At 42.5% G+C, this 12,968-nt stretch carries 12 protein-coding genes, 1 tRNA gene and 1 riboswitch; of the genes, 8 read left to right on the top strand and 5 right to left on the bottom strand.

Annotated elements, in window-relative coordinates; all coding sequences use genetic code 11:
• Nucleotides 1-99 precede the first annotated feature (99 nt).
• Nucleotides 100-172 (bottom strand) — tRNA-Gly (locus LI126_RS07720).
• A 248-nt stretch (nt 173-420) separates the two neighbouring features.
• On the opposite strand from LI126_RS07720, the gene LI126_RS07715 reads away from it, so the two are divergent.
• The 8 genes from LI126_RS07715 (at nt 421) to ilvN (ending at nt 8,266) form a co-directional block, all read left to right on the top strand.
• A complete protein-coding gene (locus LI126_RS07715; protein WP_227165139.1) occupies nt 421-1,698 on the top strand; it encodes a homoserine dehydrogenase in 1,278 nt (425 codons plus the stop codon).
• A 39-nt stretch (nt 1,699-1,737) separates the two neighbouring features.
• Nucleotides 1,738-2,586 (top strand): thymidylate synthase, encoded by an 849-nt coding sequence (gene thyA, locus LI126_RS07710; RefSeq protein WP_020436824.1) that lies wholly within the window; start codon nt 1,738-1,740, stop codon nt 2,584-2,586.
• Nucleotides 2,587-2,598: 12 nt separating this feature from the next.
• Entirely contained in the window at nt 2,599-3,087 is a 489-nt protein-coding gene (locus LI126_RS07705) for a dihydrofolate reductase (protein WP_015529466.1), read from the top strand.
• Nucleotides 3,088-3,139: 52 nt separating this feature from the next.
• Nucleotides 3,140-4,216 carry a metal ABC transporter substrate-binding protein gene (locus tag LI126_RS07700; protein ID WP_070104489.1) on the top strand — a complete coding sequence of 359 codons (1,077 nt, stop codon included), beginning with the start codon at nt 3,140-3,142 and terminating at the stop codon, nt 4,214-4,216.
• Nucleotides 4,216-4,926, top strand: a complete 711-nt coding sequence (locus LI126_RS07695) for a metal ABC transporter ATP-binding protein (protein WP_015529468.1) — start codon at nt 4,216-4,218, stop codon at nt 4,924-4,926. The genes LI126_RS07700 and LI126_RS07695 overlap by 1 nt, the downstream gene beginning before the upstream one ends.
• The gene (locus tag LI126_RS07690; RefSeq protein ID WP_195937231.1) at nt 4,919-5,743 is read left to right on the top strand and encodes a metal ABC transporter permease; all 825 of its coding nucleotides are present in this window, start codon (nt 4,919-4,921) and stop codon (nt 5,741-5,743) included. The genes LI126_RS07695 and LI126_RS07690 overlap by 8 nt, the downstream gene beginning before the upstream one ends.
• A 255-nt stretch (nt 5,744-5,998) precedes the next feature.
• Nucleotides 5,999-7,717 carry a biosynthetic-type acetolactate synthase large subunit gene (gene ilvB, locus LI126_RS07685; protein ID WP_020436827.1) on the top strand — a complete coding sequence of 573 codons (1,719 nt, stop codon included), beginning with the start codon at nt 5,999-6,001 and terminating at the stop codon, nt 7,715-7,717.
• A gap of 39 nt (nt 7,718-7,756) precedes the next feature.
• A complete protein-coding gene (gene ilvN / locus LI126_RS07680; RefSeq protein WP_015529471.1) occupies nt 7,757-8,266 on the top strand; it encodes an acetolactate synthase small subunit in 510 nt (169 codons plus the stop codon).
• A 101-nt stretch (nt 8,267-8,367) separates the two neighbouring features.
• On the opposite strand, the gene mgtE is transcribed toward ilvN, so the two are convergent.
• From mgtE to LI126_RS07660, 4 genes are all read right to left on the bottom strand, one after another.
• Nucleotides 8,368-9,699, bottom strand: a complete 1,332-nt coding sequence (mgtE, locus tag LI126_RS07675) for a magnesium transporter (RefSeq protein ID WP_055147455.1) — start codon at nt 9,697-9,699, stop codon at nt 8,368-8,370.
• A 157-nt stretch (nt 9,700-9,856) separates the two neighbouring features.
• A riboswitch (M-box (ykoK) riboswitch) is annotated at nt 9,857-10,049 on the bottom strand.
• A 177-nt stretch (nt 10,050-10,226) separates the two neighbouring features.
• Entirely contained in the window at nt 10,227-10,589 is a 363-nt protein-coding gene (locus tag LI126_RS07670) for a hypothetical protein (RefSeq protein WP_015529473.1), read from the bottom strand.
• The gene (locus LI126_RS07665) at nt 10,586-10,939 is read right to left on the bottom strand and encodes a PqqD family protein (RefSeq protein ID WP_015529474.1); all 354 of its coding nucleotides are present in this window, start codon (nt 10,937-10,939) and stop codon (nt 10,586-10,588) included. Before LI126_RS07665 ends, LI126_RS07670 begins: the two co-directional genes overlap by 4 nt.
• Before the next feature lie 4 nt (nt 10,940-10,943).
• Entirely contained in the window at nt 10,944-12,848 is a 1,905-nt protein-coding gene (locus tag LI126_RS07660) for an OPT family oligopeptide transporter (RefSeq protein ID WP_195942217.1), read from the bottom strand.
• Nucleotides 12,849-12,968 lie beyond the last annotated feature (120 nt).

Raw genomic sequence — 12,968 nt, 5'->3', positions numbered from 1 at the left:
CCGCGACCCCAACCTTGGCAAGGTTGTACTCTACCAACTGAGCCACTGTCGCATAGGATTGTTCCCAATGAACAATCAATATGAAATTAAGATGTTGAGAGCGACAGACGGGGTTCGAACCCGCGACCCCAACCTTGGCAAGGTTGTACTCTACCAACTGAGCCACTGTCGCATAACTTATTGTTCCGACGAACAATAGATATGTTACTACAAGATCGTTAAAATGTCAACAGAAAAAATAAAAAAAATTAGAGAAAATGAAAAAAATTAAGTCTAAGACTTCCTAGTGAAAGAAAATCATGCTATACTGTGGTTACTGTGACTAAACACAACAGATGTGAAAAGAAGGATGTTGTAAATCTTTGTTCTATAATAAAAGAACAAATTACACAGAGATAAAAGATGAAAGAGGTGTCCATAATGAAAACAGTAAAGGTAGCAATTCTCGGACTTGGAACAGTAGGATCCGGTGTCTATAAACTGATTCAGAAGCGTGCAGATGTGATGGAGAAGACAATCGGCGCTCAGATGGAAGTGAAGAAGATCCTTGTTCGTAATATAAATAAGAAGAGAGAGGGCGTAGACGCTTCTCTTTTAACAGATAATTGGAACGATATTATTGAAGATGAGGAGATTCAGATCGTAATTGAAGTTATGGGCGGTATAGAGCCGGCGAAGACGATGATCCTTGAGGCGCTCAGAGCAGGTAAGAATGTAGTTTCTGCGAATAAGGATCTGATCGCAGAGGAGGGACATGTACTTCTTGCAACAGCTGAAGAGAATCGTGTGGATTTCCTGTTTGAGGCAGCAGTTGCCGGAGCAATTCCGATCATTCGTCCGATGAAGCAGTGCCTGGCAGTAAATGACATCTCTGAAGTTGTCGGTATCGTGAATGGTACTACAAACTACATCTTGACAAAGATGACAGAAGAAGGAATGGATTTCTCAGACGCACTTGAGAAAGCACAGGAGCTTGGATTTGCTGAGGCTGACCCGACATCGGATGTAGAAGGTCTTGATGCAGGACGTAAGGTGGCGATTATGGCTTCTATCGCGTTCCATTCCAGAGTCGTATTTCCTAACGTATTTACAGAAGGAATCACAAAGATCACAGCGAAAGATATCGAGTATGCGAAAGAATTTGACAGTGTGATCAAGCTGCTTGGCGTAGCACATAACACAGAGAGTGGAATTGAAGTAGGTGTTTACCCAATGATGATCCATAAGGAACACCCGCTTGCATCTGTAAGAGATTCCTTTAATGCAGTTTTTGTTCATGGAGATGCAGCAGATGATGCAATGTTCTATGGACGCGGTGCAGGAGAGTTCCCAACAGCCAGTGCAGTTATGGGAGATGTGATCGATGTTGCGAGAAATATGGCATATGGCTGCAATGGAAGAATCAGCTGTACATGTTATAAGAACCTTCCGGTAAAAGACATTGGAGATGTGAAGAATAAGTTCTTTATCCGTATGCAGGTGACAAATGAACCAGGTGTTCTTGCAGCAGTTGCAGAGGTATTTGGTAATCATAAGGTTAGTATCACAAGAGTTGTTCAGGAACATACACAGCCACATCAGGCAGAGCTTGTTATTGTAACTGAGAGTGTGAAAGAGAAATATATGAAGCGTGCCCTGGAAGAGCTTCTGGCACTGCCTAGCATTCTGGAAGTGAGCAGCATTATCCGTGAGTATTAATCATGAAAGAAGAATCATTGGTCAAGAAGGAGAGAATAGTTGAGTTACGCAGATAAAGTATTTATTGATATGTGCAGAGACATTATAGAGAATGGAACAAGCACAGAGGGTGAGAAGGTTCGCCCAAGATGGGAGGACGGAACACCGGCATATACCATTAAGAAATTTGGAGTGGTCAACCGCTATGACTTGTCTAAGGAATTTCCGGCACTGACTCTTAGAAGAACCGGGATCAAGAGCTGTGTGGATGAGATGCTCTGGATCTGGCAGAAGAAGTCGAATAATATTAATGATCTGAACAGTCATATCTGGGACAGTTGGGCTGATGAGGATGGTTCGATTGGAAAAGCTTATGGTTATCAGATGCAGGTGAAGCATCAGTATAAAGAAGGCATGATGGATCAGGTAGACCGCGTGATTTATGATTTGAAGAATAATCCGTATAGCCGTCGTATTATGACAAATATTTACGTGCATCAGGATCTTCATGAGATGAATCTGTATCCATGTGCATATAGTATGACATTTAATGTGACAAAGGAAAAGGACAGTGACAAGCTTACACTAAATGGAATTCTTAACCAGCGTTCTCAGGATGTCCTTGCGGCAAATAACTGGAATGTGTGTCAGTATGCAGTATTGCTTCATATGTTGGCGCAGGTATGTGACATGAAGGTCGGAGAGTTTGTTCATGTGATCGCAGATGCACATATTTATGACCGACATGTTCCGATGATTGAGGAACTGATCTCAAGAGAACCGCTTCCGGCACCGAAGTTCTGGCTGAACCCGGAAGTGAAAGACTTCTATGATTTCACACCGGATGATGTGAAACTGGAAGGATATGAGACACATCCGCAGATTAAGAATATACCAATCGCTGTGTAAAGGAGAAGAAGTATGCAGGCAATCGTAGCAGCAGATAATAATTGGGGAATCGGTTACCAGAACAGACTGCTGGTGAGCATTCCATCAGATATGAAGTTCTTTCGTCAGAAAACAACAGGAAATGTTGTAGTTATGGGACGAAAGACACTGGAAAGTTTCCCGAACGGACTTCCTTTGAAGAATAGAGTGAATATTGTTCTTACGAAGAATAAAAATTATCAGGTGAAAGATGCAGTGATCGTTCACTCAGAGGAAGAACTTTTAGAAGAATTGAAGAAGTATCCAAGTGAGAAGATTTATGTGATCGGTGGCGAGAGCATTTACAAGATGATGCTTCCATATTGTGATACTGTATATGTAACAAAGATAGACCGTGAATTCCAGGCAGACACTTATTTCCCGAATCTGGATCAGATGGAAGATTGGAAGATGACGGAAGAAGGAGAAGAACAGACTTGTTTTGATCTGGAATTTGCTTTTACAAAATATGAGCGCTGCTAAAACAGATGCTGTGAAAATGTAAAAGTGTAAAAGTGAGAAGATGAATTTGAAGATGAAGAAGAGAAGAGTAAGAGACTTTCTGCTTGCAGGAAGTCTTATTCTTGGAATGATGCTGACCGGGTGTGGAATGTCCGGGCAGCAGACAGAGCAAAACGGGGGAAAAGAACAGAATAAAGTAGAAAATGAAAAGATTAGTGTTGTAGCGACAATCTTTCCGCAGTATGATTTTGTGCGTCAGATCGCGGGAGAGAATGTGGAACTTAAGATGCTTTTAAAACCGGGTGAGGAGACACATTCTTATGAGCCGACGCCACAGGATATTATTGCGATCCAGAATAGTGATCTGTTTATCTATGTGGGCGGCGAGAATGATGCCTGGGTAGAAGACATTCTTGAATCAATGCCGGACAACGGAAGAAAGACTCTGAAGCTGGTGGATTGTGTTGACACAGTGGAAGAGGAACATGTGGAAGGAATGAAAGAAGAGCGTGGTCATGATCATGACGAGGATGATGCGGAGCATGAAGAGCACGAAGTGGAGCATGAAGAGGATGAAGCAGATCATGAAGAGCATGGACAGGAAGAAACACATTCTGTACATGAAATTGATGAACATGTGTGGACATCTCCGTTAAATGCGGTGAAGATCGTCGAGCAGATCAAAGAAGAACTCTGCGAGATTGATTCGGAAAATGCATCTGATTATGAAGAAAATGCAGAAGCTTATGTAGCACAATTGAAAGAATTGGATCAGGAATTTCAGGATGTGGTGGATCATTCAAAACGAAAGCTGATGATTTTCGGAGACAGATTTCCGTTCCGTTATTTTGCAGAAGCGTATGGTCTGGATTATTATGCAGCATTTTCAGGATGTGCTTCGGACACAGAGCCAAGCGCAGCTACAATGGCGTTTTTAATCAATAAAGTACAGGATGAGAATATTAAAACAGTATTAAAAATGGAACTTAGCAACGAAAATATTGCAAAAGCTATTGCAGAAGCAACAAATGCTGATGTAAAAGAATTTTATAGCTGTCATAATCTGACAGCAGAGCAGTTTGCAGATGGAGAGACATATCTGAGTCTTATGGAGAAAAATGTTGAAACATTAAGGGAGGTGTTGAACTGATGGCGTTGATTAAATGTGAAAATGTATCCATTGGATATGAAGGACAGATGGTCGTACATGACTTGAATTTTGAGATTAATCAGGGAGACTACCTCTGTATTGTCGGAGAAAATGGTTCCGGAAAAAGTACACTTGTAAAGAGTCTTTTGGGACTGAAGAATGTGGACAAAGGCAAGATTGTTTTTGATGATGGATTAAAACAGACAGAGATCGGATATCTTCCACAGCAGACAGATGTGAAGAAAGATTTTCCGGCCAGTGTTTATGAAGTGGTTCTTTCCGGCCGGTTGAACAGCAGAGGGATGAAACCGTTTTATACAGCAGAAGATAAGAAGCAGGCGTGGGAGAAGATGGACATGCTTGGAATCCGTGATCTCGCAAAACAATGTTTCCGAGATCTGTCCGGTGGACAAAGACAGCGTGTTCTGCTTGCAAGAGCATTGTGTGCGACCAAGAAACTCTTGCTTCTTGACGAACCGGTCACGGGATTGGATCCAATTGTGACAGCAGAATTCTATCAATTGATCAGTCGAATCAATAAGGAATCCGGGATTGCAGTTGTTATGGTTTCACACGATATCGAGAGTGCTGTAGAATATGCAAGTCATATCCTTCATTTACAGGAAACAGTGCTGTACTTTGGAAAAGCAGATGGATACGAGAAGAGTCGTGCCGGCAAAACATTCTTAGGAGGTGAGACACATGTTTGATACAGTGATTGAGATGTTGTCTTATCCTTTTATGACAAGAGCGTTCCTTGTTGGATCACTGGTTGCATTATGTTCTGCATTACTGGGCGTCAGCCTTGTATTGAAACGGTATTCCATGATCGGTGATGGACTTTCTCATGTGGGATTTGGTGCCATGGCGATTGCGGCTGCGATGAATGCCGCTCCGCTTACAGTAGCAATCCCGGTTGTTATTGTAGCAGCGATTCTGCTTCTTCGAATCAGCGGGAATGCAAAGATCAAAGGAGATGCGGCAATTGCGTTGATTTCTACAACGTCACTAGCAGTTGGCGTGATGGTGATCTCATTGACAACAGGAATGAATACGGATGTATATAATTATATGTTTGGAAGCATTCTTGCGATGAGTGCGGAGGATGTGAAATTAAGTCTTGTACTTTCCGTTTTTGTACTCATCCTGTTTATTGTTTTTTATCACAAGATATTTGCGATTACATTTGATGAGACATTTGCCAGTGCAACAGGTGTAAAAGCAGGAGTTTACAATACGTTGATCGCTGTACTTACAGCAGTGACAATCGTGCTTGGAATGCGTATGATGGGAGCATTATTGATCTCGAGCCTGATCATTTTCCCGGCATTGACATCAATGAGAGTGTGCAGGACATTTAAAAGTGTCATAATAAACGCAGCAGTGATCTCAGTGGTGTGTTTGATCGCGGGTGTGACCCTTTCTTATGTGGCGGCAACCCCGGCGGGAGCCAGTGTTGTTCTTGCCAATCTTGTAATGATGGTTCTGTATACAGTAGTTGGAGCTGTGAAAAATCATATGCGATAGATTAAATAAGATCAAGAACTCGACGTTGACAAGATATTTTTTAACACTTATAATTAATTTACGCTTTACGCAAATACGAAGACAGGGAGTAGTACACAGCTTGTGGATGTACAGAGGCTTATCTCTGAATTCAGGTGATGACATGGATAGATCTGGCTGTTGACACAGGTACTGTGAACGGTAAATACTGGATATTCGCCCTGGGCATGAAGGTCATGCTTGGGGCTTTCTTTTTTGAAAAGGGAGGTATATAGATTGAAACAGATTTCAGGAAACAAATTACTTGTAAGAGCGCTGAAGGAAGAAGGCGTGGATACCATTTTCGGCTATCCGGGAGCATGTACGATTGATATCAGTGATGAATTGTACAAGCAGGATGATATTCGGATCATTCTGCCAAGACATGAGCAGGCACTGGTTCATGAGGCGGATGCTTATGCCAGAACAACGGGTAAGGTAGGTGTCTGTCTTGTTACAAGCGGACCGGGAGCTACAAACCTTGTTACAGGGCTTGCAACAGCGAATTATGACAGTGTACCTCTCGTATGTTTTACAGGTCAGGTAGCAAGACCATTGATCGGAAATGATGCATTCCAGGAGGTTGATATTGTAGGAATTACACGCAGTATTACGAAATACGGTGTTATTGTACGAAACAGAGAGGATCTTGGAAGAATTATTAAAGAAGCCTTTTATATTGCAAGAACAGGAAGACCGGGACCGGTACTGATCGATCTTCCAAAAGATGTGATGGCAGAACTTGGAAGTGCGGATTATCCGGATACAGTCAATATCCGTGGCTATAAGCCAAATACGAATGTGCATATGGGACAGTTAAAACGTGCGCTTAAGATGCTGAAAAAGGCAAAGAAGCCGTTATTCCTTGCAGGAGGCGGTGTGAATATTGCACGTGCGAATGAGGTGTTTACAGAAGTTGTAGAGAAGACAGAAGTTCCGGTTGTCACAACGATCATGGGACGTGGAGCAGTTCCGACAGATCATCCGCTTTATATAGGAAACCTTGGAATGCACGGAGCATATGCTTCGAACATGGCAGTCAGCGAATGCGATCTTTTATTCTCGATCGGAACACGTTTTAATGACCGTATTACAGGTAAGCTGCATGAGTTTGCACCGAATGCACAGATCGTTCATATTGATATCGATACAGCATCTATTTCAAGAAATATTCATGTTGATGTGCCGATCGTTGCAGATGCGCTTGAGGCAGTTACGAAGATGAATGAATATGTAGAGCACTGTGAGACAAAGAAGTGGAGAAAACAGATCGCAGAGTGGAAGGAAGAACATCCTCTGACAATGAAGAACCGCGTGGATATGGGACCGCAGGATATTATTGAAGAGATCAACCGTCAGTTTGACAATGCAATCATTGCAACAGATGTAGGCCAGCATCAGATGTTCACAACACAGTATATTGAGATTACAAAGAACAAGCAGCTGATCACTTCCGGTGGACTTGGAACGATGGGATATGGTTTCCCGGCTGCAATCGGAGCGAAGCTTGGTAATCCGGATAAGGACGTTATTGCAATCTCCGGAGACGGTGGTATGCAGATGAACATTCAGGAATTTGCTACAGCAGTATTGGAAGAACTTCCATTGATTCTCTGTGTATTTAACAATGAATATCTTGGGATGGTACGTCAGTGGCAGAAGCTGTTCTATGGAAAACGTTACAGTATGACGAACCTGAAATCAGGAGCACTTTTCCGCAGAACAAACGGGCAGGAGATGCCGGAGTACACACCGGATTTTGTGAAGCTTGCAGAGAGCTACGGAGCTAAAGGAATCCGTGTTATGAAGAAAGAAGATATCGCAGCTGCATTTGAAGAGGCGAAGAAGAATACAAAGACACCGACACTGATCGAGTTCGTTATCAATCCGGAAGAACTTGTATATCCGATGGTTCAGCCGGGCGGAACACTTGAAGATTTGATCATGGATTGTTAATCGATTAGAACAGAAAATATAGGTTAGCGAGGAAGAGATATGGATAATAATATGAAAAAGAGATGGATTTCTCTCTATGTAGAAAACCAGGTTGGTGTACTTTCGAAGATTTCCGGTTTATTTTCCGGGAAATGTTATAACCTGGACAGTCTGACAGTTGGAACAACAGAAGACCCGACCGTTTCCAGAATGACAATTGCAACAGTCAGCGATGATGAGACATTTGAGCAGATCAAGAAGCAGCTTAACCGTATGATTGAAGTAATTAAAGTAATTGATTTTACAGACGTATTTGTAAGAATGAAAGAGATTCTTTATGTAAAAGTCTTAAAATGTACACCGGAGGATAAGGTTGAGATCTTTCAGATCGCAGAGACATTTAAGGCGAAAGTAATCGATTACGGAAAGGACAGTCTTCTGGTTGAGTTTGTACAGACTGCGACAAAGAATGATGCAGTTGTGAAGTTGATGAAGGAAGAATTTAAGAGCATTGAAGTTGTCCGAGGCGGAAGCGTTGGAATCGAGTCGATCAGTATGATGGAAAGATAATTAATAAAAAGAAATAAAAAAGTATCAGAAGCAAATTTAAAAGTTTCTGATACTTTTTTATTTATATGTTTTTTGATTTTGTATCCATTTGTGATTTGCTATTACAAACGGAATAATACTGTCGCAATATTAAAGTAGATCAAGATTGAGAAGGTATCCACCAGAGTTGTGATCAGTGGAGATGCCATAATCGCAGGGTCGAGATTTACTTTCTTGGCAAGAAGTGGGAGGATACATCCAACCAGCTTTGCCATGATCACGGTTCCCATCAGAGAGCAGGCAATCACAACTGCAAGTCCTGGATTGTGATACTGTATAAAGATACGTACACCGTTGGCAACAGCAAGAAAAGCACCGACGATCAAAGAGATACGGAATTCTTTGAACATGACTTTGAAAAGATCTGTAAAACGGATCTCATCCAGTGCGATTCCACGGATGATCAGTGTTGCACTCTGGGAACCACAGTTTCCACCGGTATCCATCAGCATTGGGATGAAGGATACGAGAAGAGGGATGGCTGCGAATGCATTTTCATATCTTGTAATGATCGTTCCTGTGATGATGGAAGTGAACATCAAGATCAAAAGCCATGGGATACGGTTCTTTGCATGCTGAAGAACGGATGTTTCAAAATATGTCTTCTCACTAGGGTTGATGGCAGCCATCTTTGTGATATCCTCTGTGGCCTCATCTACCATAACATCCATAGCATCGTCGAATGTAACAATACCAACCATGCGGCCGTCCTGGTCAATAACAGGGAGCGCAAGCAGGTCATACTTTGTGAACAGCTGTGCAACCTGTTCCTGATCAGAGTGTGTATACACGGAGATGATCTCTGTCTCCATCAGGTCTTTGATCGGAACATCGTCATCTGTTGTCATCAAATCTTTTGCACTTACGATACCGACCAGTTTTCTGCGTTCTGTGATATAGCAGGTGTAAATGGTCTCTTTATGGATTCCGGTCTTCTTGATATGTGCCATCGCCTGTCCGACAGTCATTTCCTCACGCAGGTCTACATATTCCGTTGTCATGATACTTCCGGCACTGTCTTCCGGATAGTTCAGCAGCTGGTTGATCATGCTACGGTCTGACGCGCTGACGGTAGCCAGAATTCGCTTTACAAGGTTTGCCGGGAGTTCTTCCAGCATATCGACCGTATCGTCCATATAGAGGTCGTCTAAGAGCTCTTTCAGCTCTTTCTCAGTAAACATTGTTACCAGATAAGTCTGCATGGAAGTGTCCATATTGGAAAATACTTCAGCAGCTTTATCTTTTGGAATAAGACGAAAAGCAAGAGCCAGTTCTTTATCACTTAAAGTTGAGAGAAGGGAGGCTATGTCCACTTCGTTCATTACATCGAGAATACTTCTGACAGCTTTGAATTCGCGCTGCGCCAGAAGCTTTATAAAAATATCTTTGTCCATGATAATTACCTCGCATTATTTTATTTTTGTCTATTGAGCCACATATGTGGTAACTACTGGCACCAGAGTCCATAACCTCACCTCCCTTGTTTGTATTTTTATGAGAAACAAAAAACTCCATCATTGCCTGAACAATGACGGAGTCGTATTGACTTCTTATAAAATGCATCGTTCAAGCTTTAGTATCACAGGGCATATCAATTGCATTAGGTTGTGCCTTCTCGACACAGCCTGCTGACCAACTAATCGTGTCTCCACAATCTCGCGGCAGCAATCTCCGGGTCCTATCGAATGCTTAAGCATGTCAAATATCCCAATCCCTGTGGTAACCTCACCTACCGAAATGATGTAGTTGTGTTGTTTTTACCATAGATTATTGTATCCCACGCAGCGGGGCGTGTCAAGGAAAAATGCGATAAATCTGTGTAAATTGGTGTAAAAAGAAAGAAAAAAGTGGAAAAAGATGAAAAGACAAAAAGGATATCTGTCAGAGTAATCATTACTTCTGGCAGATATCCTTTTTGTTTTCAATCCTTGCGGATCTGATATACAATTTTCCCATTCACTTTTTCCTCAGTGATCATTTTTTGCTTTACCATATAGGGAAGAATTGAATCAAGAAATTGTCTTGGATTCGTCACATTGATTTGTTCCTGCATAAATGGCTGTTTCGCCGTCAGATCTTTCACATATGGTTCAAGAGCTGTGCGGGTCATAGGACCATTTTTCTTCAATGTCTTTTTGACTTTGGAGATTCCTTTGGAACTGAGCATATTAGCAAGATCGCTTCCCTGTCTCATCGTACGCCACAATCCCCATCCGTAGACGATCATTGTAGCAACTGCAAAGAGCAGTACATAAGGAAGATATTTCAGAATCGTATGCATCATTTCCGTTTCTCTCCTTTCCAGTAGATCAGGTGATTATCATGAAGGATCTCAAGGTATTTGATCAGTCTTGTCAGCGGCTGTTCCATAGAAGGAAACTCTGCTTCAAGCTCTTTGGAGATTGCATGTACATCCTTTTTATCATCGATGGAGTTCCACACAAAAGTTCCAAGCTTGTCTAACTTGATTTCACTTACACGGGGACGACGGAAGAAGCGCTGAGCCAACTTGTGATAAAATCCCTTCCATTCGATAAGGACGGTAATAATACCGTCCTCACCTGTTTCATATTCAATTTCCGGATTCTTCTCCGGGATAAAGTCAAGATAGTTTTTACTGTCTTTCTTTTTCATTGAATTATTTTTCCTTATCAGCTTTCATACATACAACGTACAGAAGTACGAGTAATGCAATGTAAAGCACCAGACTGCCAACCTGTGGTAAGTGGAATGGCAGAATGATCTTAGAATCAATCTTAACTACTGCAAATACAGCAAGAAGGATACCGATGATACCTTCTCCGGCGATCATACCGGATGTAAAGAGAAGACCTCTGTCTGTACGTGCTTTTTTCTCTGCCTCTGTACCTTTTTTCTTCTCAACGAAGATACGTACAATACCACCAGCCATGATACCAGCACTCAGAGAGAATGGAAGGTACATACCAACTGCGAATGGCATAACCGGCATCTTGAGGATCTCAACAACGATTGCAATAAAAACACCGATCAGGATCATAGCCCATGGAAGTTCCTCATTCATGATACCTTCAACGAGCATCTTCATCATTGTAGCCTGAGCTGCCGGAATCTTTTCTGTTCCGTATCCCCAAGCCTCATTCAGAAGGTAAAGAACGAATCCGATTGCTGCTGAAGAAGCAACAACACCGATGATCTCACCAACCTGCTGTTTGGAAGGTGTAGCACCTACGATGAATCCTGTCTTTAAGTCCTGAGAAGCATCTCCTGCGATTGCTGCAACGATACAGATGATACCACCGATAGAAATGGCTCCAACCATACCTGTAAGTCCTGTAGTACCTGTTACTTTCAGGATTACTGTAGCAAAGAGAAGAGTAGCGATTGTCATACCTGATACCGGGTTGTTAGAAGATCCGATCAGTCCAACCATACGAGAAGATACAGTTGCAAAGAAGAATCCGAATACAACGATGATCAGGGCACCAATCAGGTTAACCGGGAAGATCGGAAGGATCCAGATCAGAACAGCGATCACAATGATAACTCCGATCAGTAATGGGAATGGAAGATCCTGCTCTGTACGAAGCTGTTTTCCAGATCCGGCATTCTTTTTCATACTTCCAACGGCCTGCTTAAATGTTCTTACGATCAGAGGAAGGCTCTTGATCAGACTGATGATACCACCAGTTGCAACAGCTCCTGCTCCGATGTATTTGATGTAGTTACTCCACAGAGCGGACGGACCACCACCTGGCATAGTGAGCAATTCATTGACTGTAACTGATGCAGGGAAGATTGTAGCATCTCCACCGAACAGTGCGATCATTGGCATAAGTACGAACCAGCTGAGTGTACCACCGGCGAACATGTAGCTGGAGATCTTCGGTCCACAGATATATCCTACACCACCAAGTGCCGGAAGAACCTGCATACCAATCTGTGCTCCGCTGTAGTTCTTGAATGCGTGTCCAATCTCACTTGGGAAGAGCTGCGTTCCGTCTGCAAGGAATTTGTAAACGGCTGCGATACCAAGTCCTGCGAATACTGTACCAGCCTTAGATCCACCTTCTTCTCCGGCCAGAAGAACTTCTGCACAAGCAGTTCCCTCTGGGAAAGGAAGTGTTCCGTGCTCTTCAACGATAAGAGCCTGACGAAGCGGTACCATGAAGCATACTCCGAGTATTCCACCAAACAGGGCAATCAGAGCGATGGAAAGGATGCTTGGGAAAGCAATCTTTCCTTCTTCAGCCCAAAGGAATAATGCAGGAAGTGTGAAGATAGCTCCTGCTGCAACAGACTCTCCGGCAGAACCGATTGTCTGTACCATGTTGTTCTCGAGAATAGAATCCTTACGGAGAATCACACGAATGATTCCCATAGAAATTACGGCTGCCGGGATGGAAGCGGAAACTGTCATACCAACGAGAAGTCCGAGGTATGCGTTAGCAGCTCCAAATACGATTGCCAGAAGGATACCAATCAAGAGTGCTGTCACCGTAAACTCAGGAACGACTTTGTCCGCTGGAATATACGGCTTGAATTCTTTCTTGTTGTTGTCCATTTTTTCAATGTCCTTTCTTTTGTTTTTCTATGCTATCCTGCTGTCCCCATAACAGATAGCGGCGCCTTTTGTTAATATAAAAAATTTTTTATTAACACAGCTTTATGATTATAGCATATT

The organism is Mediterraneibacter sp. 210702-DFI.5.30, assembly GCF_020560115.1.
GTDB lineage: Bacteria > Bacillota > Clostridia > Lachnospirales > Lachnospiraceae > Mediterraneibacter > Mediterraneibacter faecis.
The sequence above is the reverse complement of the archived record's forward strand: the minus strand, read 5'-3'. Positions and strand labels throughout refer to the sequence as shown.